Here is a 22,043-nt window from a genome sequence, read left to right as displayed (position 1 = left end):
TCTCAATTCTCAGCAATCAGTTCGCGTCACCAGTAGCCAGGTCAACGACCTGCCACTGTTGTCCATCCCATTGGAGCTGTCGATCACAACGAAGCTCCTGGGGGTTGTTATCCATTCCGGGCATTCCTGCCACTACGCGCTCTCCTTGCTTGCGCAGCTGATTTACCGCAGCAAGCAAAGCCGCGTCCTGCTGGGCAGGCGCAAAAATGCCTCTGGGCAATTCGCTTTCCAGCTGTTCAGACAAGCTGACCAGCACCATCAGATCGGCAGAGAAGCCCGTCGCGGGACGCGCGCGGCCAAATACCTTACCGATATCATCGTAACGTCCGCCTTTTGCCACAGGCTGGCCATAGCCTGGAACATAAGCCGTAAAGATAATCCCTGTGTGGTAGTTGTAACCACGCAGCTCGCTAAGATCGATGTAAATATCAATCCCAGTGTAGCGTTGACGGATCGTCGTCGCGATTTCCGCCAGATTCTCAAGTGCAGCAAGTACGTTGGCAGGCGCTTCAGACAGCACACTACGCGCCTCATCCAGTACCTGCAGACCACCGTTCAGGCGTACCAATGCCTGCAACCAGCCCGCCATGCGTGCATCGGAAATCTCACGTTTGACGAAAGCTTTCAGTTCAATTTCGGCCTTGCGCTGCAGAATCTCGGTCAGCTGCTGTTCCTGGTTTTCATCCAGCCCCGCCGCCTTAACCAGTTCGCGATAGATACCCGCCTGATTCAGATCCAATGTGATACTGCGCTTAACCCCCACGGCATCCAGGGTTTCGATCATCAGCTGAATCACTTCAACGTCAGAAGCCGCGCCATCATGGCCATACAGCTCAGCGCCAACCTGTAACGGATTACGGAATGCCTGAAGGAAAGCAGGACGGGTATGCAGCACATGGCTGGAATAACAGAGACGCACCGCACCTTGCTGATGCAGGCAATGAGCATCAATGCGGGCAACCTGCGGAGTAATGTCCGCGCGGATTCCCATCATACGACCTGTCAGTTGATCCGTAACCTTGAAGGTCAGCAGATCCAGATCATGCCCAGTACCAGTAAGAAGGGAGTCGAGATACTCAATGAGTGGAGTCATGACAAGGTCATAGCCCCAGCTACGGTAAAGATCGAGCAACTGTCGACGAACAGCCTCGATACGCTCAGCTTCGGGTGGAAGCACTTCCTTAACGCCGTCGGGTAGTAACCAGCGATCAGCAAACGTCATTGAAATCTCCAGACACCAGTGTGCTCAATGAACCCAGTACAGCAGGCATACACCTGTCAGCATGCTAAGCCCGCCCCAGAGGCGAAGTCGCGCATCAGACTGCAGCACCAGCTGCGCCATGACCTGCTTCCAGCTTCGGGGAGAGAGAAAAGGAAGAACCCCTTCCATTACCAACATCAGGCAAAAGGCGATAGCCAATGACTGCCAGAAATCGTTGTTCATTGAGTGTCCGCATGTAGCCCTGCGCCGAATTATGGCGATTTACAAACGCTGGGCACAAAAAAAACCGGGCTAAAAAGCCCGGTGACTAATACTACCACGATTTGGCTGGTCCGGAATCACCTCAGTGCGATTTCTGACCAGAAAATCCTATTACGGCAGTGAGGGCGCGGGAGCAGAAGACTGCTCTTTACCCATCGGGTCTTTCAGATAGCGGAAGAAGTCGCTATCTGGCTTGACCACCATGACATCACCTGGCTGACCCAGCGAGGATTTGTACGCATTGATACTGCGATAGAAGGAGTAAAACTCCGGATCCTGCTTGTAGGCCTTGGAATAAATCTCGGCAGCCTGGGCATCACCTTCACCGCGGATACGCTCAGAGTCACGATAGGCATTGGCCTTGATAATCGTACGCTGACGATCAGCATCAGCACGGATACCTTCCGCCAGCTCCTTACCGCGTGAGCGCAGTTCACGTGCTTCACGTTCACGCTCGGTACGCATACGCTCATACACAGACTGACTTACCTCTGATGGCAGGTCGATTTTCTTGATACGAATATCCAGAACTTCGATACCCAGCTCATCCTGCGCAGCCTGATTCACCTTCTTGGTCAAAGAGGTCATCACTTCATCCCGCTCACCGGAGACGACCTGATTCAGGGTACGCTCACCGAACTGATTGCGCAGGCCGGTATCGACACGCGCCGCCAGAATTTTGGTCGCCTGGAATTCATCACCAGAGGTAGCGGTGTAGTACTTCTCAACGTTCTGAATCTTCCACTTAACAAAGGAGTCTACAATCAACGCCTTTTTCTCAAGAGTCAGATAACGCTGAGGCGTGGAGTCCATCGTCAGTACACGGCCATCGAATACGCGCACGTTATCGATGAAAGGCACTTTCGCATGCAACCCTGGAGCAACATCCGCATCAACAACCTCACCGAAGCGCAGCACGACCGCACGTTCCGTAGCGTCAATAACGTACAAACTCTTAACACCCACAACCAGCACGGCCAGCAGCAGAATGATCGACAGAAAGGATTTATTAGACATTAACGTCCCTCCCGGCTGCTTTGCGTGGCTTGACGCTTACGAAGCTGATCAATAACGGCATCGGTAAGCTGCTGGATATCAGTGTTACTCAACTGACTGGACTGAGATGCTGCCTGACGCGCGGATTTAGTGCTCTGGCTGGCTTCGGTCAGTTTGTCGAGCGGCAGGTACATCATGCTGTTACCGCCATTTTGATCACTGTCCACAACAACCTTGGCGCTGTTGCTGTAAACCTCTTGCATCGCATCAAGGTACAGACGTTCCCGCGTTACTGCCGGAGCCTGCTGATACTGGGTCATCAGTTTGAGGAATCGTTCTGCATCACCTTGTGAACGAGCGATAACCTCATCGTGATAGGCATTGGCTTCTTCCAACACACGCTGTGCAGCACCACGAGCCTCAGGAATGACGCCATTAGCGTAGGATTCTGCCTCGTTTTTGACACGCTGCTCATCTTCACGCGCCTTGATGACATCATCAAATGCCGATTGGACCTGCTTGGGCGCCATGGCATTTTCAATGTTCACACGACTGATCTGCAGCCCCGTGCCGTAGGCATTCACGTACTCCTGAAGGCGTGCCTTCACTTCCTGTGCCAGATTATCGCGGCCTTCGGTCAGGATGGAATGCATCTCAGAACTACCCACCACATGACGCAGTGCACTTTCAGTTGCCTGAGCCAGACTGGATTCAGGGTCGCGCACATTAAGCACAAAGGCATTAGGATCAGAAACCACATATTGCACGGACATGTTCACTTCAACGATATTCTCGTCTTCAGTCAGCATCTGCGCACTGTGATCCAGCGAGCGCACGCGAGTCACGTTCACCTTACGCACGTCATCCACCATCGGCGGGTTCCAGTGCAGACCAGGAGTAACTGTCTCGTGATATCGACCGAAACGAAGCACCACGCCACGTTCCTGTTGGTCGAGGGTATAAAAGCCCATGGCTACCCAGCCGATAACGACCACCGCCAGCACCAGTACAAACAGGGCCATATTGATACCACCGGAAGGGGGACGCGAGCCACTGCTGGGCTTGCCTCCCATAATCCGACGCATCTGGTCCTGAACCTTGCGCATTACTTCATCGAGGTCAGGGGGTCCTTGATCGCCGCCGCCCTTGTTACCGTTGCCACCATTACGGTTGCCGGATCCCCAAGGATCTTTAGGATCATTACCGTTCCCGCCGGGCTCATTCCAAGCCATAGGGTTCTCCGTATTACTTTTTCAAATTATTCGGATGACAGTAAACATTTAGCACAAACTAAGGAAGTGCAGCAGTCTACGAATCAGAAGAACTCCTCGCAAGTTTCCTTCTGTTGCCGCAAACCAAAGCGTTCTGCAGCAATATCACAGCGCCTGAGCATCTGCAAAAAGTCGCTCAGAGGCAAACGGACCTCCAGAAGGTTACTGCCTTTATCGTCCCATTGCTCATCCAGCACCGCGTTTTGCTCGAACAACATGGCTCGCAACGCACCTTCAGCCGGAGTTAATGTCAGCGTCTTGTGGACCAGATCATCCGCCAGCAACTCAGAAATGGCCTGCATCAAAAATTCAGTTCCCTGATCTTTTGCCGCAGACATCCAGACCGCTCGCGGACGCCCCTGGTCATCTCGATCAATATGGGGCTCAACCTGCTCTAACAAGTCGACTTTGTTATAGACCATAAGGCTCGGCACTTCATCCGCACCGATCTCAAACAGGACTTCATTGACTGCTTGCAGATTACGCTCACGCTCCTCATTGGCTGCATCCACCACATGCAACAGCAGTGTCGCTTCTGTGGTTTCCTGAAGCGTGGCCTGAAAAGCATCAACGAGCTTGTGAGGCAAATGCCGGATAAATCCGACCGTATCGGCAAAAATTGTCGTTCCAACATCCGGCACCTGCAGACGGCGCAGAGTCGGATCAAGCGTTGCAAACAACTGGTCGGCCGCATAGACGCCAGCAACTGACAAGGTATTAAAGAGGGTCGATTTACCCGCGTTGGTATAACCCACCAGCGAAACCGTGGGAATATCCGCACGACGACGAGCGCGGCGCCCTTGATCACGCTGCTTGCGCACTTTCTCAAGTCGCTTGTGAATATACTTGATGCGCTCACGCAGCAACCGACGGTCGGTCTCAAGCTGCGTTTCACCCGGGCCACGAAGACCGATACCACCCTTCTGACGCTCAAGGTGAGTCCAGCCGCGCACCAAACGCGTAGACATGTGCTCAAGCTGCGCCAGCTCAACCTGCAATTTACCTTCATGGGTACGTGCACGCTGGGCAAAAATATCCAGAATCAGGCCGGTGCGATCCAGTACGCGACACTTGAGTTCAATCTCAAGATTACGCTCCTGAGCAGGGCTCAGCGCATGGTTGAACAGCACGACTTCGGCTTCCTGATCGACAACAATCTGTCGAATCTCTTCCACCTTGCCTGAACCAGCATAGAACTTGGGATTGGGGGAACTGCGTGAACCGGTCACCAGCGCAACAGGGGTTGCACCTGCGGAGCGGACCAGCTCCTGAAATTCGGCGGGATCTTCCCGTTCTGCATCTTCATACATATCCAGGTGAACGAGAACGGCACGTTCACCTGTATTGGGGCGTTCAAAGAACAATTATCACCTCACATCAACCGGCAGGAACGTCATCCACTCCCGGCAATTTCACCGGACGAGCCGGTACAACCGTCGAGATGGCATGCTTATAAACCATCTGACTTACAGTGTTCTTCAACAGGATTACAAACTGATCGAAGGACTCGATCTGACCCTGCAGCTTGATACCGTTAACCAGGAAGATGGAAACCGGTACACGCTCTTTGCGCAGGACGTTCAGGAAAGGGTCTTGTAGAGATTGCCCTTTTGACATTTCTGGAGCTCCTTAATATGTGGAGTAGTGGTCCAAGTCTGACCAAAAAACAAAAAAAAGGGGTACGAATAAAGGCGTACCCTCTTTGGGTACTAGTACTTATACACCTAAGTGAGGCCTGCTTCCAGCAATTTCAAGACATTGCTTTTCGCGGTTGCAGCAGAGCTGTCAACCCACTTTGCAGCCTCGAAACTGCGCAGCCAGGTGAGCTGTCTTTTCGCCAACTGGCGTGTTGCAGCGATGCCTTTTTCAACAAACTCATCGTGACTGCCATCGCCCTGCAAGTAACTCCAGGCCTGACGATAACCCACACAGCGAATGGAGGGTAAGCCGGGGTGAAGGTCATCCCGCTTCATTAATTCCCGGACTTCATCCAGAAAGTTCATCTCCAGCATCTGCCGAAAGCGAAGTGCAATCCGCTCATGCAACACATGACGCTCAGCAGGGCTGATGGCAATTTGAGTTACCTGGTAGGGCAAGCAATAAGCCTCCTGCTCTCGCCAATGCTGACTGAGAGGCTTGCCAGTGAGTTCATAAACTTCCAAAGCCCGCTGAAGGCGTTGGGGATCCGTTGACCGGATCCGTGCTGCAGACTCCGGGTCAACCTCAGCCAATTGCTGATGAATAGACTCCCAGCCCTGAGCCTCTGCCTGCGCCTCCATCCGGGCTCTTAAGCCAGCATCCGCCGCTGGCAAGTCAGCCATTCCCTTAATAAGGGCGTTGTAATAAAGCATGGTACCACCCACCAGCAGAGGAACGCGTCCATTCGCCACACTTTTCGCCATCAATCTCAGCGCATCAGCACAGAAGTCCGCAGCGGAGTAGGCTTGCGCCGGATCGAGAATATCCACTAAGGCATGAGGAAAACGAGCCAACTCTTCAGGCGTAGGCTTGGCGGTGCCGATATCCATGCCACGATAGATCAGCGCAGAGTCGACACTGATAATGTCACATGGAAAACGCTCCGCCAGCTCAAAGGCCAGTGCGGTTTTCCCCGCGGCAGTGGGGCCCATAAGGAATATCGCCGGAGGAAGGCGTGAATCAGTCATGCAAGGGAGATCCAGGATTCAAAAGGGCTATGGTATCACTGCCCGCGCATAAAGAGGCGATCGAGATCCTTCATACTAAGCTGTGTCCAGGTCGGGCGACCATGATTACACTGACCACTACGCTCAGTTCGCTCCATATCCCGTAGCAAACCATTCATCTCATCCAGCGTTAGCTGGCGATTGGCGCGGACGGACCCGTGACAGGCCATGGTGCCCAGCAACTCATTAATATGAGCCTCAACCCGACTACTCTGACCAATATTCAGTAGATCAGATAGCACATCAGTAACCAGTTTTGGCACATCGGCCTGACGCAGCAGCGCTGGAACTTCACGCACCACCAGTGTTTCCGTTCCCATTCGCTGTAAGCCAAAGCCTAAACGCTGAAAAAACTCCTGCTGCTCTTCCGCACTATCGGCCTCGCGCTCGCTTACAGCAAGAGACACAGGCACAAGCAAAGGCTGAGATTTCACCCCCTCACCTTGCCAGGCCACTTTCATTCGCTCATACACGATACGTTCATGGGCAGCATGCATGTCCACAATCACCATGCCGTGCTGGTTTTGCGAAAGGATGTAAATACCGTGCAGCTGCGCCATGGCAAAACCCAAAGGAGGCAGATGCTCATCCACCTTTGGCAAGGCTACCCCCCCTGATGAGGACGAAGCCGTGAAGGCAGCAATCGGGTCAAAAGCGGAGGAGGAGTCTTGCGCAACGGCTGACGAATAACTCGCGTCCCCGGACACTTCCTCGCCACCCTGTTCAGGATGCAGACGCGCATAACCCGCCATCTGCTCACGGATTTGGGCACCAGTAGGACGGGAGTCAGGCAAATTAAGTGGCATGTATCCCTGCCCACCGAACTCACCTGCTGCCTGCCCATGCACCACCGGCGCAGGGGTAGCATCAAGCGTAACCGCATCAGTGGCAGCATTAGCATCGGGTCGAACTTCCGCCAGAGCACGATGGAGACTGCTGAAGATAAAATCATGCACCAGACGCCCATCGCGGAAGCGCACCTCATGCTTGGTCGGGTGCACATTGACGTCAACCACGGCCGGATCCACATAGAGATAGAGCACAAACACCGGATGACGGCCGTTATAAAGCACATCCTGATAGGCCTGACGAATCGCGTGAGCAACCAGACGATCACGAATCACGCGTCCATTAACGAAGAAATACTGCTGATCCTGCTGGCTGCGTGAAAACGTCGGCAAACCGACCCACCCTTGAATTCGCAGGGCGTTATTGTTGATATCCACCACCACCGATTGCTGGAGAAACTGATTCCCCAGCAACTGAGCAATACGCCGCTCCCGTTCCATTTCGGTTCGTGCAGGCGGCAAGGCAAATACGGTCTTTTGATTGTGCCGCAGGTGAAAGCCGACATCGAAGCGGCTCAGTGCCAGACGCCGAACCACCTCTTCCAGATGACTAAACTCGGTTTTCTCAGTGCGCAGGAATTTGCGTCTCGCCGGCGTATTAAAGAAAAGATCGCGCATCTCAACCGTCGTCCCCTGAGGGTGCGCGGCTGGCGAGACTTCCGGCGTCATATCGCGACCTTCGGTGACAACCTGAAAGGCATGCTCAGCGCCTTCAGCGCGTGACGTTAAAGTCAGGCGTGACACTGAACTCACCGAGGCCAGAGCCTCACCACGAAAACCGAGACTGGCAACTGCCTCCAGATCCTCCAGCGTGTGAATCTTGCTCGTCGCATGACGACTAAGCGCCAGCGGCAGATCCTCTGCCATGATGCCCACGCCATTATCACGAATCTGGATCTTTTTGACGCCACCCTGCTCTACATCCAGATCAATACGGGATGCACCGGCATCAAGACTGTTTTCCAGTAGCTCCTTGACCACGGAGGCTGGTCGCTCAACAACCTCACCAGCAGCAATCTGGTTAGCCAGGCGTGGACTAAGACTATGAATGCGACGGAATGACTCTGACATGAGGTACCAAATTTCGGGGAATCAGGAGTTAGGTATTACCAGTTTCTGGCCGACTTTGATCGTCGAACGCAATGTCAGCTGGTTTTCATCCAGCAGACGACGAAGAGAAATACCATTTTTTGCAGCGATTGCTGAAAGTGTATCGCCCGAGATCACCCGATACAGGCGATTACCCGCTGAGGCGCCAGTGCCCGTGCCAGAGGGCGGTGGCAGACCGGGATTCTTGATTTTGGCGGCAATCCAGGTGTTTGGCTGGGGCTGTTCGTAGAAATGCTGTTTGATACCACGGAAGATCGCCTCAGCCATGCGCTGCTGGTACTGCGAACTCTTGAGATTATTCGCTTCTGTAGGATTGGAGATAAACCCGGTTTCCACCAGAATCGAAGGAATATCAGGGGACTTGAGCACCACAAAGCCTGCACGCTCCACATGATTCTTGTGCAATTTGGCAAAACCGCCCACATGCTTGAGAACATCTTTTCCCAGATTGTCGCTCATCTTCAGCGTGCTGGTCATGGACAGGTCCAGCAGAACGCCCGCCAGCACCTCATCCTTGTCATCAAGACTGACATTGCCCACGCCACCAATCAGGTCAGAACTGTTCTCCTGCTGAGCCAGCCAGCGACCCATTTCACTGGTCGCTCCACGCTCGGACAGCGTCCACACGGACGCACCTCGGGCAGAGGTATTTTTAAAGGCATCAGCGTGAATGGAGACAAACATATCCGCGTTGGCATCCCGCGCCAGCAGGGTACGCTTGCGAAGCTCAATAAAGTAATCACCACGACGGGTCAGATAAGGCGTGAAACCCGGCTCCTGCGCCAGTAATGCTTCGAGCTTACGAGCAATCGCCAAGACGACATTTTTCTCTCGCAGACCACCTGCGCCGATAGCCCCGGGATCCTCACCGCCGTGACCTGCATCCACCGCAATAATGATATTACGATACTCCGGTGCCTGAACGGCCTGCGGTGCAGGTGTTGTTGGTGCTGCGGGCAGAGGATCAGATGAGGACTTCACCGGCGTAGGGGTGGCCGGAACAGGAATAGCCTTATCGGCACTTTGTGGCGTCTGGATGTCGACAACCAGCCGGTTGCCGTAGGTCGCATTGGGAGCCAACGTAAAGTGCTTGAAGCCAAGCCGCTGGCTTAGGTCCATCACAATCCGAAGATTGTTGCCCTGACGCACACCGGTACGAATTTCTTTGATAGGAGAGCCTTGCAGGGCGAGGCCGCTCAAAGATGCGTTGAAAGTACTGTTATCAACATCGATCACCAGACGGTCAGGGTTTTCAACCATGAACGCCTGGTACTGAATAGGCGCACTCAGATCAAATACCAGACGGGTATTATCCGGAGCCTGCCAGAGCCGCACGCCATTGATGGTGGCGCCAAAGGCGCTCACACTCAAGAAGGTACAACACAGCAAAAGTATCAGCCGCTGTAGAATCCTAGTCATCATGCTGTGCGAAACTGCTACCGCCTCTCAAGAAGAAATACTTCACACCTTACTCAGCACCGGACTCGGGCTTAAGGGTGCGCAAACTGGTCACGATCTGCTGGCCACGTGACGTATTGGCCACCATTTGCACGTTGCGTCCATCCTGCCATCGCGTCAGGGAGATTTCCACATCCGCCGCAGGAAGAACACCCGCCCCTTTTTCAGGCCACTCCACCAGACAGAGATGCTGAGCATCGAAATAATCCCGAATCCCCATAAACTCAAGCTCTTCGGCATCGGCCAGACGATACAAATCAAAGTGATAACTGACCGGCTGAATATGCTCGTAAGGCTCTACCAGCGTATAGGTTGGGCTCTTAACGGCTCCCTGATGCCCCAGCGCCTGAATAATGCCACGGCTCAGGGTCGTTTTTCCCATCCCCAAATTACCGTGCAGATAGACAACGCCACCCTCACGCAAACACGTGGAGAAAGAAGCCGCCAGCGCCAGCATGCTAGGCTCATCAGCACAATTCCAGAAATACATCATCGCCAGGGAATACCCTTCTCATCCGACTTATAAGTGTTAACTCAATTTTTGCCTGACAACGTGATGTGTCAGGCGTTGACTAGCGGCCGTAACTGCTCGATCAAATCAGAAGTCACCATTCCGCGCTGTCCGCCTTTTGATGCTTCATCGCCTGCGACACCGTGCAGGTAAGCGCCCAAAGAGGCCGCCTCAAAACCCGAGAACCCCTGCCCCATCAGTGCAGCGATCACGCCCGCCAGAGCATCCCCCATACCAGGCGCACTCATGCCGGGATTGCCGGTTGTCACCAGACGAGGCAATTCGGACTTATCGACAACCCAGGAGCCTTTGCCCTTTAGCACAACAACGGCATGATACTGCTGCTGCAGTGCCTTAGCGTGAAACAGGCGATCCGCCTGAATATCACGATTGGCAACATCCAATAGCCGCGCAGCCTCACCCGGATGAGGCGTCATTACCCACGGAGTCTGAGGCTGCCAGCCTCTCTGTTTAAGCAAGGTCAGCGCATCAGCATCGATTACCAGCGGCTTTTTGGCTGCCAGCGCTTGCTGTAAAAGTTGCTCCGCCCATGCATCCTGCCCAAGCCCAGGACCAATCAGAATCACATCACATCGAGTCATCCAATCAATGGCTTCCAAACCATTGCGGACACCTTTGACCATCAGCTCGGGCTGAGCAGTGATAAATGCAGGCACATGAGTTTCACGCGTCACCACACTCACCAATCCGGCACCGCTTCTCAGAGCAGCACGCGCACTCAGCAATGCGGCACCCGCCATACCCAAATTGCCGCCGACGACCAGCACATGACCAAACTGGCCTTTATGACTGTCTGCAGAGCGATGGGGAAGATAAGGCGCAAAAGGAGCAAACACGCGCCCCTGCGGTTTCACACCTGCGTGGCGCGAACTGTTTATGGTCGCAGCGCCAAGATCAGCAAGACTAACCACACCGGCATGCGCAACACCGGTTCCGGTCAATAGGCCAGGCTTCATGGCAATAAAAGACAACGTGCGTGCAGCAATAACCGCTTCACCCACCACGTGCCCTGTATCCGCATTCACACCGGAAGGCACATCAACAGCCAGTACAGGCACCTGCGATGAGTTCATCCAGCGAATAATGGCGGCAGCACTCGCTCGCGGCGCTCCCTGAATACCTATACCCAGCAATGCATCGATCAGCAGATCGCCTTCCACTGCCAGCGTCTCCGAAAAGCCGCCAATGGTCAGTGCCGAGAAGGACGATGACTGCAACCATTGCCAGGCTTCAGCCGCTTCGCCTTTGAGACTTTGCTGCCAGGCATTGGGCTCATCACTGAGAATAAGCTGTACCCTGAAACCTGCCTCCAGCGCCAGACGCGCCAACGCAACGCCATCGCCGCCATTATTACCAGCGCCAGCCACAATGCTCAGATGGCTCATACCTGGCCAATGCTGCTGCACATGCCGCAACAGTGCCGTCGCGGCCTCCTGCATCAGACTAAAACCGCTGAGGTGACGCTCTGATGCTGTCAGTTCATCCAGTCGTTTAAGGCTTTGCGCCTCAAACAGTTTCGACGACCAGCCGGAGTCCTGGGAATCAGAAGAAATCGGAGGGTTCTGCACGCAATCCGCCCTAGCCTTGAGCATCCAGATTCAGAAAGTGCTGACGGTAATGACGAAGCTCTTCAATGGACTCAAGAATATCGTCCAAGGCCTGGTGGGAACCTTTCTTTTTCAGGCTGGAAAGCACATCAGGACGCCAGGCGCGTGCCAGCTCCTTCAGTGAGCTCACGTCAATCAGACGGTAATGCAGATACTCATCCACTTCTGGCAGATAGCGGGCAATGAAACGGCGATCTTGCCAGATTGAGTTACCGCACAATGGCGCAGTGCCCTCGGCAACATGCTCACGCAGGAAGTTCAGCAGCGCACGCTGCAGACCGGCCTCATCCATCGCACTGGCTTTAACCTTGTCCGTCAGGCCAGACTCGCCGTGAGTCTTGGTGCACCACTCGTCCATGGTGTTGAGCAGATCATCGGACTGGTGAACCACCCAGACCGGTCCCTGCGCAATCACATTCAAATCATGATCGGTTACCAATACCGCCAGCTCGAGAATACGGTCCTGCTCCGGGTTCAAGCCCGTCATTTCCAGATCCATCCATACCCAGCGCTTCTCATGCGACATGGTGTTTCTCCTGATCAGTTACCATACAGTTGATAAGTAATGGCGTTAGTGTAACAGCCTGCAACCTTCTTGACTGCCGTATTGGACAGAAGGTTGGCTCCTTGAAGGTGACACCGTGCACCGGCTGCGGCAAAATGCCTGTTCAACCGAATAACGGCCAGAGGCCTGATGAGCAAGCGTAATCTTACCCGCCGCCAAAATTGGCGCATCAAGAAAATTCAGCAAGAGCGCGTAGAACGGGCCCAGAAAAAGGACGACCGGTTCTCTGCGGAGCTGACGGCCGGAGAGCTTGGCGACGAGCAGGAAGGCATCATCGTTGCTCATTATGGACGCCAGACCGATGTTGAAGGCATCAGTGGTGACTATAAAGGCAAGATCATTCGCTGTTATCTGCGCGCCAACCTTGAGCCTTTGGTCACAGGAGACCGGGTTATCTGGCGGCCGGGCAATAGCGATGGAGTGGTCGTCGCAAACCTGCCACGCGCCTCGGTTCTGAAACGACCCACACCTCACGGCGAGCTGAAGTCCGTCGCGGCGAATATTGACCTGATCGTCATTACCTTTGCACCTGAGCCCACCCCCTACGCCAACCTTATTGATCGCTATTTGGTCGCCGCTGAGCTGAGCAACATTCGCGCAGTCCTCCTGCTTAACAAGACAGACCTGGTGAACGACAGCAACAGCGAATCACTGGAAAGACTCAAGCACCGCTACACCAGCATTGGTTATAAGGTGCTCGAAGCCAGCACCCGCTCCAGTGAAGGGCTGGCAGAGCTGCAGCAAGAGCTGGATCAGCAGATCAGCGTATTCGTAGGTCAGTCCGGCGTTGGTAAATCCTCCTTGATCAATGCCCTGCTGCCGGGCGTGGATCTGCGTGTCGGCGCGCTGTCTGAGGCCTCGCGCAAGGGGACTCACACCACAACGACCGCGCGACTGTTTCACTTTCCCAGCGGCGGCGACCTGATCGACTCCCCCGGAATTCGTGAGTTTGCCCTCTGGCATTTGACCCCGGATGAATTACTGGAAGGTTTCCGCGAGTTTCGCCCCTTCCTTGGCCATTGTCGCTTTCGCGATTGTCGCCATGATCGCGAGCCCGGCTGCGCCTTGCGTCAGGCCTTGGAAAACGGCGACATTAACCCTTCGCGCATGCAGAGCTATCAGCAGATTCTGCAATCCCTTGACAGCGAAGCCCAGCTACGCCTGGAGACGGAGTAATGAGCGAATCCCCCTTCGGGCTGGATGCCTGGGTGGACTACTTGCAAGACAAGCCCTTGCCGGTGATGGCCCACAGCCGTCAAATGCTGAGTAAGCGCCTGTCCATTCCCAACGTAGCGCTGATGGATCTTTCCCCGGCGCTGCAGGCTGATCCGGTGCTGAGCCTGCACATTCTGCGTCGTGCCAATCTTCTAAATCGTAATCAGGATACGGATATCCGCACTCTTGATCATGCCCTGAGCAGCCTCGGGCTGGTCAAAATTCGCGAGCTGATTGACGAAGTCCCGGTGCTGCAGATGAACACCAAAAGCGTGGCTCATCGCCAGTACCTTTACAGTATTGCCAACTCCATTCATGCCGCGATTCAGGTGCGCGACTGGGTCATGCAGGCCCGTCCTGCTCAGGTCGGACACCTGTATGCCGGCGCCCTGCTCTATGGCTTTATTTACTGGTCGCTGTGGCGTTTCGCGCCCCATGCAGCCAGCGCCATTTATGATCTGATTTATACCCGTCACCTGGATCAGGTTCAGGCAGAAATTGAAGTACTGGGTTGCCCGGCACAAGAACTGGCCCATGCACTGGCGGTGAAATGGCAGCTACCTGAAATTGTGGTCAGCGCCCTGAACCATGACATCAACCCGGATAAACGCGTGCTGGTGATGCTGGGCAAAAAAGCCCGGGGTGATGAGCTGACACTGGATCAGGAACGGGCAATCAACCATGTGCTGCATGCGCCCTGGATGCCGATCAAACTCGCCAACTGGCTCACTCACAGCATTCATTTTGGCTGGTACTCCCGGCAAGCTCGTCGCATCACCTTGCTGGTCGCCGACTTTCTTCGACTTAACCGGGACCAGGCCTGCGCCCGCATTCACCGCAATGCAGTCTACGCAGCCCGGCAATACTCCACGCCGGGGATTATTCCCCCTGCGGCACGCTTACTGATGGCTCCGGATGATCATCCGCTCGACTACCATATGCCCACAGACAAGGTGGTCACGCGCAATGGCACCAGCAACGACACGAAAGACGATGCCATTCTTCCCGGCAAACTGCTGGACGAGGCCTACTTTCAGCAGCAACTGTATCAACTGAACAATGCCGACAAGCATGCCGGCTCGCTCGGCGAACTCATACAAACGCTCAATCATGGTCTGCACAAGGGCGTAGGCTTGCCGCGCTGCCTGATTCTGATGGCGAACCAGCAAGGCTCACAGCTGCAGTCCCGCTTCAGTGCCGGTTCAGACCTGCCCGCTGAATGGCATGACTATGCCGTATCACTGGACAACCCCAGTATTTTTCAGAAATTGTGCGATCAGCCCGGTGCCCTGTGGGTAACCCGCCGTAATCGGGCCAAGGTCGACCCCTTACTGCCACTGGACTTCAAGGGCATTTGCCACCAAGAAGAGTTCTTTCTGATGTCTCTTTTTCTCGGCAAGAAACCCATCGCGGTAATCTACGCCGATGCAGGCGCACAGGGCGAGGTCAGACCCTTGCACTACAACGCCTACCGTCAGTTGATTCAAGCTGCAGGCCGTGGACTGAGCCGTTATTACCGCGCCCGCCAGCAAACGAGGTCATGACCATGAGCACACCCGTTCTACTTGAAGCTGAGGCGCTACACCAACAGTTGAATGCGCCCAAGCTGCTGATTCTCGATCTTTCCAGTGAAGACAACTATCTGGCAGGCCATATTCCTGGTGCGGTGCACTTTCCTCCCTCCTGGCTGTTACGCGGTGAAGGCGATGTGCCCAACTACGTGCCGACAGAGAGCCAGCTCAGCGAGCGCCTCTCCAGTCTTGGACTCGCGCCCGATACTTGGGTCGTCGCTTATGATGATCAGATGGGCCCGTGGGCCGGTCGCCTGATGTGGACGCTACATTTACTTGGCCATAAACAGGTTTCCGTGCTGAACGGCCACTTACCTGCCTGGAAGGCCGCGGGTTATGAGCTGGAGCAAAAGCCCAATGGGCGTGAGTCCAGTCTCTTCACGGCGACTTTTCATGAACCGATTCGCACGACCCGCGATATGCTGCTAGAGCATGACCATCTGACGGTCTGGGATGCGCGTGCATTTGAAGAATACACCGGTGAAAAGGCGGTGAACGTCAAACAGGCAGGCCATATTCCCGGCGCTATTTGGCTGGAATGGACGGAACTGCTGGAAAGCAAAGAACTGCCTCGTCTCAAGCCAGAGGCAGAACTGAAAACGCTGCTGGAGTCCCGCGGACTCAGCCAGGACAAAACCATCGTTACCCACTGCCAGACTCACCGCCGCTCAGGCCTGACCTATCTGGCAGCCCGGTCACTGGGCTATCCCCATATTCATTGCTATGACGGCTCATGGTTCGAATGGGGCAACCACCCCGACAGCCCGGTCGTTAAAGGTCCTCATCCTCACAACGGGACCACCGATGCATCTGCACCTCTGGCTTCTGGAGATTAATGTGAAGGCCGCTTTCTTTATCTTTTTGCAGCATATTGTCCCGCAACACGGTCTCTCCCGCCTGATTGGCTGGTTTGCCGCAAGCCGTATTGGCTGGCTGAAAAGCTTTATTATTCAGCGCTTTGCCAGCCACTATCGGGTCAACATGCATGAAGCTGCCGAGCCCAGCCTGGACGCTTATCCAAGCTTTAATGCCTTCTTTACCCGCGCACTTCGTGATGATGCACGCCCCTTCCCGGAAGATGAGTCACTGATTCTCTGCCCGGCGGATGGCGCAGTCAGTGAAATGGGCCCACTTCATCAGGGGCGCATCATGCAGGCCAAGGGTCGTTCTTACAGCCTGACAGCCCTGCTGGGCGGCAGTGAGGAGCGAGCCGCACCGTTCAAGAACGGCAGCTTCGCGACCGTGTACTTGTCGCCCCGTGACTACCATCGCGTGCATATGCCTCTGGGCGGCACGCTGCGTGAAACGGTCTACATTCCCGGTGATCTTTTCTCCGTGAACCAGACCACCGCTGACAACGTCGATAACCTCTTTGCTCGCAATGAACGCCTGGTATGCCTTTTCGATACCGAGCGCGGCCCAATGGCCGTCATTCTGGTAGGTGCCATGATCGTCGCCGGTATTGAGACAGTATTCTCAGGCCAGGTTGCCCCAGTGACCAAAGGGCCGCAGTCCGTTTCCTACAAAGAACTGCCTGCTCCTGTGACCCTGAATCGTGGCGATGAACTCGGTCGCTTCTGGCTGGGGTCAACGGCCATTGTGCTCTTTGGAGAAAATGCGGTGGAGTGGATGGACGGCTGGTATGCCGGTCGCGCGACACGCATGGGCGAAGCCATGGGAATTCCAGCAGATCGCACTGAGGCCAGCACTGTCGCCAACCAAGACAACTCGACCGAATAAGCTGCCGTACATAAATATAACGACTATAAAAAAGCCGCTCTGACAGCGGCTTTTTTTCATTGGAGTACCAAGTCTGACATCAGAGCCGTCTAAAACTGAACGGCAATACCTGATCAATATCCGTTTGCTCATCCAGCAGCATCAATAGTCGATCCACCCCTAGCGCCACACCAGCACAAGCAGGCAAACCGGACGCCATCGCTGCCAGCAGCTTCTCATCAACGGGTAACTGCGGGCGATCAATCTGCTGACGAAGCGCATTATCTGCAGCGAAACGGCGCCGCTGCTCTTCAGCGTCAGTCAGTTCGTAATAGCCATTACACAGCTCAATACCGCGAATATAGAGCTCAAAACGTCGCCCAACCTGGTTACCGAAGTCATCTTCTGCAATTTGCGCCAGCGCCGCCTGAGACGCCGGAAAGTCATAGACAAAAACAGCCCCTTGCTTGCCAAGCTCAGGCTCAATCACATGACTCATTAACAGCTCAAGCCAGGTATCCCGACGCTCATCCTCAAAAGCAAACTCAAGATGCGCTGCAGCTAATGCACGAAGTTCATCAATACTCGCCTGATGCGGATCGATACCGACCAGGGTTATAAAGGCATCCCGATAGCTGATTCGCGAGGGTTGATCCTGCCCCCCCACGGCCAGCCACAAGGCTTCAACCTCATCCATCAGCTGGTGATCATTAAAACCGGGACGATACCATTCCAGCATGGTGAACTCAGGATTGTGCCTGCGTCCCGCTTCACCATTACGAAAGACTTTCCCCAGCTGATAAATAGCCCCGGAGCCTGCCGCCAGCAGACGCTTCATGGCATATTCCGGAGAGGTTTGCAGATAAAGCGTCGCGGCAGAGCCTGGCCCTTCCGGCACAAACTCGGCCGTCATTGGCGTCAGGAAAGGATCAGTAATACCCGCAGCGCCCAGCAATGGCGTGTCGACCTCCATTACCGAACGCTCATCAAAGAAACGCCGGACGGCCCTGAACAGGGCGGCCCGGCGTTGTAACCCGGCGATGGTAGCGCCGGGTTGCCAATCCGAAGAGGACATGGCAATTAGTCTTTAGCGCGGCTGACGTATTCGCCAGTGCGGGTGTCGATACGCAGAGTCTCGCCTTCGTTAATGAAGAGAGGAACGCGTACGCTGGCACCGGTTTCCAGTTTGGCAGGTTTGCTTCCGCCCTGGGCCGTGTCACCTTTCAGGCCTGGGTCAGTTTCAACAACCTGCAGGTCAACAAAGTTAGGAGGAATGATCGCCAGCGGAGCACCATTGAACAGCGTTACAGTACAAACGCTCTGTGCCTTAATCCACTTAACCGCCTCAGCCACCGCGTTCTTGTCGGCAGCGTACTGCTCGAATGAACCATCGGTTTTCATGAAGTGCCAGAACTCACCGTCTTCGTACAGATATTCCATATCCGTATCGACAACATCAGCGGCTTCGATAGTCTCGTTGTTCTTGAAGGTACGTTCCCAGATACGGCCGGTTCGCAGGTTACGCAGCTTAACGCGTGTGAAGGCCTGGCCTTTACCGGGTTTTACGAACTCAACGTCCTGAAAGGCACAAGGCTCGCCGTCGAGCAGGACTTTAAGACCGTTTTTGAATTCGTTGGTAGAATAATTCGCCATTGCTGTCTCACTATTAATTTCACAACGTCCCTGACGGGATTGGGCCCGATGATACCTCAAACCGAAATAAACGTGCAGAATTTATCCCTGCAATCGTCCTCCAGAGCGCTCTGGCAGGAGGAAATGGCAGCGATCATCCGCGATCCTGCAACATTATTAGAGCAACTTGAGCTGCCTCAAAACCTGCTTCCAGAAGCGGAGTCAGCTCATGCACTTTTCCCCCTGCGCGTCCCCCGGCCCTATTTACGTCGTATACGCAAGGGTAATCTTAACGACCCGCTGTTGAAGCATGTTTTACCTCTTGGCGCTGAACATGCTCAGGTTCCGGGCTTTTCGACAGATCCGCTTGCGGAGCAGCAACACAATCCACGGCCCGGTGTCATTCACAAATACCATGGTCGTGTCCTGATGATTGCCAATGGCAGTTGTGCGATTAATTGCCGCTATTGTTTCCGGCGTCATTTTCCCTATGAGGACAATCGCCTGGGTAAGGCCCAGTGGCAGCAAAGTCTGGAATACATCCGTCAGGATTCAAGCATTACGGAAGTCATTCTGAGTGGCGGTGACCCACTCACCATGACCGATGAGCGCCTTGCCTGGTTACTGGAAGAACTCGCGGCAATTCCCCATCTGCGCCGACTGCGCATTCATTCACGACTGCCACTGGTGATCCCCTCTCGTGTCAATGAAAGGTTAATTAGGAATTTGGAGGATTTTCCTCGCCCGGTAACTCTGGTAAACCATATCAATCATGCGCAGGAAATTGATGATGAGGTTGTCGGGGCCATGAAAAAGCTTCGACAAGCGGGGGTTCATCTTCTGAATCAGGCGGTTCTGTTGCGAGGGATTAACGACCGTCTGGAAACTCAGGAACACCTTTGGGAACGAGTGTTTGAGGCAGGCATTTTGCCGTACTACCTTTTCACTCTGGATGCAGTACAGGGTGCAGCGCATTTTGATGTACCCGACACGGAAGCGGTGGCGCTCTTTACAGCGCTTCAGGCCCGGCTGCCCGGCTATCTGGTTCCCAGACTGGCCAGAGAAATTCCCGAACGTGCGAACAAAACCCTGCTTTTTGCCACCTAGTAAACAGGTCGTATCGCAGATACTCATCTCCTGCTGTTACATTCTGGAAGGCATGCTAGTATGCCGTAATCAAACTATTGGCAAGACAAACGGATAGTTCATGAGTCTTCAACGCGATTGTTTGCATATAGTTACCCAGTCTCCGCTTGATGAGCCATTCCAGCAGGTTCTGGATAACATCAGACAACGCGCCGAAAATCTCGGCCTGTTTGTCCAGGAAGAAGGGTTCGTGAATGAACCCAGCTGTGGCGAGTTCGATATTTTGCTGCTGGCTGCAGCTGAGGTCACGACCGAAGTCGAGGATTGGCTGCGCCGCCAGCGTCGCACGCTGAAAGACCAGCCCCTATTGCTACTCAGTACCTCCAAAGCGGCTGATGTACTGACCGATTGCAGCCTGCGCCTACAGGACTTACTACCTCCAAATGATCAGCTCAGTCTGGGCTTTCTCACCGACATGTTGCAAAGCTGGCGCCAGCAAATGCGTCTGCGTCGTCAGCGTAAAAGTGAGCTGGAACAGCTACACGCCATGCTGGATATCGAAAGAAATCCGGTGGCGCTGGTACGCTACCCTCACCATACCTACGCTAACCAGGGCTATCGTCGCCTGTGGCAAATCACCGATGACCTGCATCTGGAAGATATGGATCTGGCCGAGGTGTTTTCCCCCTCAGCCTTAACCACACTGCATGAACACCTGCCCAACTGGCGCACCGGGGAAATTCTTCCTCTGCAGCTCAGTGATGATCAGCATCTGGGCAATCTTGAGTTTCAGCTGCAATGCCTCTCACCGTCACCGGACAATGTTTTTCTGGTACGAATGGTGAGTGGTGAGGCGACGCTCCATGAGGAAGCTGCCGACGATATTCTCAATCGAGCCTCCTACGACCGTCGCGCCCTGCTTGATCGTGTTGAGCACATTCAATACCGCGCCGATCATCAGTCAACCCAATGGGCGCTGGTGGTGGTTCGTCTGGATGGCTGGCAGCTGACCGATGACTTGGATGAGCCTACAGCGGAAACCCAAAGTGCGCTGAGCTATATCGAAGAGCACTTGAGTGATATTACCGAGCTGCATGTCGGCTGCTCGGATTCCCGTCATCTCTGTTTCCTGCTGCCCTTCGAGAAAAACAAGGCCATCCTTAATGAAGGCCAGGCCTTCTTCCAGCGCGTACGCCCTTTATTACCCGGGAATAACAATGCCAACGCTCTGACCTGCGCGGGCCTTGTGACTATTCAGGGTACGCTGCCGAATGCCGAAACGCTGTTGCATCAGGCCTCTCATGCCTGTGCCCAGGCACAACGCCAAGGCCAGGCACTGGTGGTTTACTCATCCCAGCGCACCGCACCAGGCGGTCAACAGGCAGCCAGTCAGGTTCGCCAGATTGTCCGTCGCGCAGTGGATCACAACCATTTCACCCTGTTCTTCCAGCCTATTCTGAACCTGTTCTCACCCGGCGATGCCAGCTATGAGGCATTGCTGCGCATGAGTGATGATCAGGGCCAGTGGGTCACACCGGTTGAATTGCTGAATCAGGCCGAACAAACCGGGCAGGCATTGCTTATTGACCAGTGGGTTGCCGAAACCCTTTGCAAACAGCTACAGACTCAGGAATCCCCCCTGCGCGTCTTCATGAACATCAGCGCCCAGGCCATTTCTGACCCGGCCTTCTTTGATTGGCTGGAAAGCACGCTGAAAGATCTGCCAAGCCAGCACGAAATTGTAATGCAGATTTCCGAAGTGGATGTCTGGGCTGCCGGCCTTAATGCAGCGACCTTCTGCAAAAAGCTGAATGATCATGGCGTCAAGCTCTGCCTCAAGCATTTGGGTATGACGACCCATGGTGAGCAACTGGCAGGTCAGTTTGATTGCGATTACTACAAGCTTCACGGACCGCTGATTCGCAATATTAACCAGAGCGATACGCTGGCGCGTGTTAGCCGCCTGACCTCACCTCTGGCGAAAGAGCATAAAGCGATCATCGGCCCTATGGTCGAGAATGCTGCCTGTCTGAGCATACTTTGGCAGGCGGGCATCAAGTACATTCAGGGCCACTATCTGCAACCCCCGCATCAGCACATGGACTATGTTTTCTCCAGCGAAGACTAATCGCTAAAGAAAACATGAGAATAAAAAAGGAGGCCTTGGCCCACTGCTGTCCCATAGTTTTTGATCATAAAGGGATCCTCATTTGAGGATCCCTTTTTTGTGGCTCTGGTGGAGTGG

At 54.4% G+C, this 22,043-nt stretch carries 20 protein-coding genes; 6 read left to right on the top strand and 14 right to left on the bottom strand.

What is annotated here, in order from left to right:
* Nucleotides 1–16 precede the first annotated feature (16 nt).
* The 12 genes from ACKC9G_RS07325 to orn all read right to left on the bottom strand — a co-directional run bounded on the left by ACKC9G_RS07325 (nucleotide 17) and on the right by orn (nucleotide 12,536).
* Complete coding sequence (locus ACKC9G_RS07325) at nucleotides 17–1,222, bottom strand: ATP phosphoribosyltransferase regulatory subunit (protein WP_411404287.1); 1,206 nt, start codon at nucleotides 1,220–1,222, stop codon at nucleotides 17–19.
* A gap of 24 nt (nucleotides 1,223–1,246) precedes the next feature.
* Nucleotides 1,247–1,444, bottom strand: coding sequence for a DUF2065 domain-containing protein (locus ACKC9G_RS07320; protein ID WP_411404286.1), 198 nt, complete (start codon nucleotides 1,442–1,444; stop codon nucleotides 1,247–1,249).
* Between the two features lie 150 nt (nucleotides 1,445–1,594).
* On the bottom strand, nucleotides 1,595–2,500 hold the full coding sequence (hflC, locus tag ACKC9G_RS07315; RefSeq protein ID WP_411404285.1) for a protease modulator HflC: 906 nt from the start codon (nucleotides 2,498–2,500) through the stop codon (nucleotides 1,595–1,597).
* Nucleotides 2,500–3,711 carry an FtsH protease activity modulator HflK gene (gene hflK, locus ACKC9G_RS07310; protein WP_411404284.1) on the bottom strand — a complete coding sequence of 404 codons (1,212 nt, stop codon included), beginning with the start codon at nucleotides 3,709–3,711 and terminating at the stop codon, nucleotides 2,500–2,502. Before hflK ends, hflC begins: the two co-directional genes overlap by 1 nt.
* Nucleotides 3,712–3,794: 83 nt before the next feature.
* Nucleotides 3,795–5,114, bottom strand: coding sequence for a ribosome rescue GTPase HflX (gene hflX / locus ACKC9G_RS07305; RefSeq protein ID WP_411404283.1), 1,320 nt, complete (start codon nucleotides 5,112–5,114; stop codon nucleotides 3,795–3,797).
* A gap of 13 nt (nucleotides 5,115–5,127) precedes the next feature.
* Nucleotides 5,128–5,367, bottom strand: a complete 240-nt coding sequence (gene hfq / locus ACKC9G_RS07300) for an RNA chaperone Hfq (RefSeq protein WP_411404282.1) — start codon at nucleotides 5,365–5,367, stop codon at nucleotides 5,128–5,130.
* A gap of 107 nt (nucleotides 5,368–5,474) precedes the next feature.
* A complete protein-coding gene (gene miaA, locus ACKC9G_RS07295) occupies nucleotides 5,475–6,416 on the bottom strand; it encodes a tRNA (adenosine(37)-N6)-dimethylallyltransferase MiaA (RefSeq protein ID WP_411404281.1) in 942 nt (313 codons plus the stop codon).
* Between the two features lie 35 nt (nucleotides 6,417–6,451).
* A complete protein-coding gene (gene mutL / locus ACKC9G_RS07290) occupies nucleotides 6,452–8,374 on the bottom strand; it encodes a DNA mismatch repair endonuclease MutL (protein ID WP_411404280.1) in 1,923 nt (640 codons plus the stop codon).
* A 21-nt stretch (nucleotides 8,375–8,395) separates the two neighbouring features.
* Nucleotides 8,396–9,835, bottom strand: a complete 1,440-nt coding sequence (locus ACKC9G_RS07285) for an N-acetylmuramoyl-L-alanine amidase (protein WP_411404279.1) — start codon at nucleotides 9,833–9,835, stop codon at nucleotides 8,396–8,398.
* A gap of 46 nt (nucleotides 9,836–9,881) precedes the next feature.
* Nucleotides 9,882–10,364, bottom strand: a complete 483-nt coding sequence (gene tsaE / locus ACKC9G_RS07280) for a tRNA (adenosine(37)-N6)-threonylcarbamoyltransferase complex ATPase subunit type 1 TsaE (RefSeq protein ID WP_411404278.1) — start codon at nucleotides 10,362–10,364, stop codon at nucleotides 9,882–9,884.
* 68 nt (nucleotides 10,365–10,432) lie between these two features.
* Nucleotides 10,433–11,971 (bottom strand): NAD(P)H-hydrate dehydratase, encoded by a 1,539-nt coding sequence (locus ACKC9G_RS07275; RefSeq protein ID WP_411404277.1) that lies wholly within the window; start codon nucleotides 11,969–11,971, stop codon nucleotides 10,433–10,435.
* Nucleotides 11,972–11,981: 10 nt separating this feature from the next.
* The gene (gene orn / locus ACKC9G_RS07270; protein ID WP_411404276.1) at nucleotides 11,982–12,536 is read right to left on the bottom strand and encodes an oligoribonuclease; all 555 of its coding nucleotides are present in this window, start codon (nucleotides 12,534–12,536) and stop codon (nucleotides 11,982–11,984) included.
* Between the two features lie 168 nt (nucleotides 12,537–12,704).
* Between orn and rsgA the strand changes: the two genes are divergently transcribed.
* From rsgA to asd, 4 genes are read left to right on the top strand one after another with little or no spacing between them, the layout of a single operon-like run.
* Complete coding sequence (rsgA, locus tag ACKC9G_RS07265; protein WP_411404275.1) at nucleotides 12,705–13,751, top strand: small ribosomal subunit biogenesis GTPase RsgA; 1,047 nt, start codon at nucleotides 12,705–12,707, stop codon at nucleotides 13,749–13,751.
* Nucleotides 13,751–15,334: an HDOD domain-containing protein gene (locus tag ACKC9G_RS07260; protein ID WP_411404274.1), complete on the top strand. Its 1,584-nt coding sequence runs from the start codon at nucleotides 13,751–13,753 to the stop codon at nucleotides 15,332–15,334. Before rsgA ends, ACKC9G_RS07260 begins: the two co-directional genes overlap by 1 nt.
* A gap of 2 nt (nucleotides 15,335–15,336) precedes the next feature.
* On the top strand, nucleotides 15,337–16,197 hold the full coding sequence (locus tag ACKC9G_RS07255; protein ID WP_411404273.1) for a sulfurtransferase: 861 nt from the start codon (nucleotides 15,337–15,339) through the stop codon (nucleotides 16,195–16,197).
* A complete protein-coding gene (asd, locus tag ACKC9G_RS07250) occupies nucleotides 16,166–17,101 on the top strand; it encodes an archaetidylserine decarboxylase (RefSeq protein ID WP_411404272.1) in 936 nt (311 codons plus the stop codon). The genes ACKC9G_RS07255 and asd overlap by 32 nt, the downstream gene beginning before the upstream one ends.
* Before the next feature lie 79 nt (nucleotides 17,102–17,180).
* On the opposite strand, the gene epmA is transcribed toward asd, so the two are convergent.
* Nucleotides 17,181–18,155, bottom strand: coding sequence for an EF-P lysine aminoacylase EpmA (gene epmA, locus ACKC9G_RS07245; protein ID WP_411404271.1), 975 nt, complete (start codon nucleotides 18,153–18,155; stop codon nucleotides 17,181–17,183).
* A gap of 5 nt (nucleotides 18,156–18,160) precedes the next feature.
* Nucleotides 18,161–18,733 (bottom strand): elongation factor P, encoded by a 573-nt coding sequence (gene efp / locus ACKC9G_RS07240; RefSeq protein WP_411404270.1) that lies wholly within the window; start codon nucleotides 18,731–18,733, stop codon nucleotides 18,161–18,163.
* Nucleotides 18,734–18,781: 48 nt separating this feature from the next.
* On the opposite strand from efp, the gene epmB reads away from it, so the two are divergent.
* Together epmB and ACKC9G_RS07230 are read left to right on the top strand one after the other, a co-directional pair.
* Entirely contained in the window at nucleotides 18,782–19,819 is a 1,038-nt protein-coding gene (epmB, locus tag ACKC9G_RS07235; protein WP_411404269.1) for an EF-P beta-lysylation protein EpmB, read from the top strand.
* Between the two features lie 100 nt (nucleotides 19,820–19,919).
* Nucleotides 19,920–21,926, top strand: a complete 2,007-nt coding sequence (locus ACKC9G_RS07230; RefSeq protein WP_411404268.1) for an EAL domain-containing protein — start codon at nucleotides 19,920–19,922, stop codon at nucleotides 21,924–21,926.
* Nucleotides 21,927–22,043: the final 117 nt, after the last annotated feature.

The organism is Pokkaliibacter sp. CJK22405, from assembly GCF_046614695.1.
Taxonomy (GTDB): Bacteria; Pseudomonadota; Gammaproteobacteria; order Pseudomonadales; family Balneatricaceae; genus Pokkaliibacter.
Note: the sequence above shows the minus strand (reverse complement) of the source record. Positions and strands in the feature narration are given on the sequence as shown.

What these genes read in the sequence shown, in the direction of transcription:
- ACKC9G_RS07325 (WP_411404287.1), bottom strand. Translation starts at nt 1,222, where the DNA reads ATGACGTTTGCTGATCGCTGGTTACTACCCGACGGCGTTAAGGAAGTG.
- ACKC9G_RS07320 (WP_411404286.1), bottom strand. Translation starts at nt 1,444, where the DNA reads ATGAACAACGATTTCTGGCAGTCATTGGCTATCGCCTTTTGCCTGATG.
- hflC (WP_411404285.1), bottom strand. Translation starts at nt 2,500, where the DNA reads ATGTCTAATAAATCCTTTCTGTCGATCATTCTGCTGCTGGCCGTGCTG.
- hflK (WP_411404284.1), bottom strand. Translation starts at nt 3,711, where the DNA reads ATGGCTTGGAATGAGCCCGGCGGGAACGGTAATGATCCTAAAGATCCT.
- hfq (WP_411404282.1), bottom strand. Translation starts at nt 5,367, where the DNA reads ATGTCAAAAGGGCAATCTCTACAAGACCCTTTCCTGAACGTCCTGCGC.
- miaA (WP_411404281.1), bottom strand. Translation starts at nt 6,416, where the DNA reads ATGACTGATTCACGCCTTCCTCCGGCGATATTCCTTATGGGCCCCACT.
- mutL (WP_411404280.1), bottom strand. Translation starts at nt 8,374, where the DNA reads ATGTCAGAGTCATTCCGTCGCATTCATAGTCTTAGTCCACGCCTGGCT.
- ACKC9G_RS07285 (WP_411404279.1), bottom strand. Translation starts at nt 9,835, where the DNA reads ATGATGACTAGGATTCTACAGCGGCTGATACTTTTGCTGTGTTGTACC.
- tsaE (WP_411404278.1), bottom strand. Translation starts at nt 10,364, where the DNA reads ATGATGTATTTCTGGAATTGTGCTGATGAGCCTAGCATGCTGGCGCTG.
- orn (WP_411404276.1), bottom strand. Translation starts at nt 12,536, where the DNA reads ATGTCGCATGAGAAGCGCTGGGTATGGATGGATCTGGAAATGACGGGC.
- rsgA (WP_411404275.1), top strand. Translation starts at nt 12,705, where the DNA reads ATGAGCAAGCGTAATCTTACCCGCCGCCAAAATTGGCGCATCAAGAAA.
- ACKC9G_RS07260 (WP_411404274.1), top strand. Translation starts at nt 13,751, where the DNA reads ATGAGCGAATCCCCCTTCGGGCTGGATGCCTGGGTGGACTACTTGCAA.
- ACKC9G_RS07255 (WP_411404273.1), top strand. Translation starts at nt 15,337, where the DNA reads ATGAGCACACCCGTTCTACTTGAAGCTGAGGCGCTACACCAACAGTTG.
- asd (WP_411404272.1), top strand. Translation starts at nt 16,166, where the DNA reads ATGCATCTGCACCTCTGGCTTCTGGAGATTAATGTGAAGGCCGCTTTC.
- epmA (WP_411404271.1), bottom strand. Translation starts at nt 18,155, where the DNA reads ATGTCCTCTTCGGATTGGCAACCCGGCGCTACCATCGCCGGGTTACAA.
- efp (WP_411404270.1), bottom strand. Translation starts at nt 18,733, where the DNA reads ATGGCGAATTATTCTACCAACGAATTCAAAAACGGTCTTAAAGTCCTG.
- epmB (WP_411404269.1), top strand. Translation starts at nt 18,782, where the DNA reads ATGATACCTCAAACCGAAATAAACGTGCAGAATTTATCCCTGCAATCG.
- ACKC9G_RS07230 (WP_411404268.1), top strand. Translation starts at nt 19,920, where the DNA reads ATGAGTCTTCAACGCGATTGTTTGCATATAGTTACCCAGTCTCCGCTT.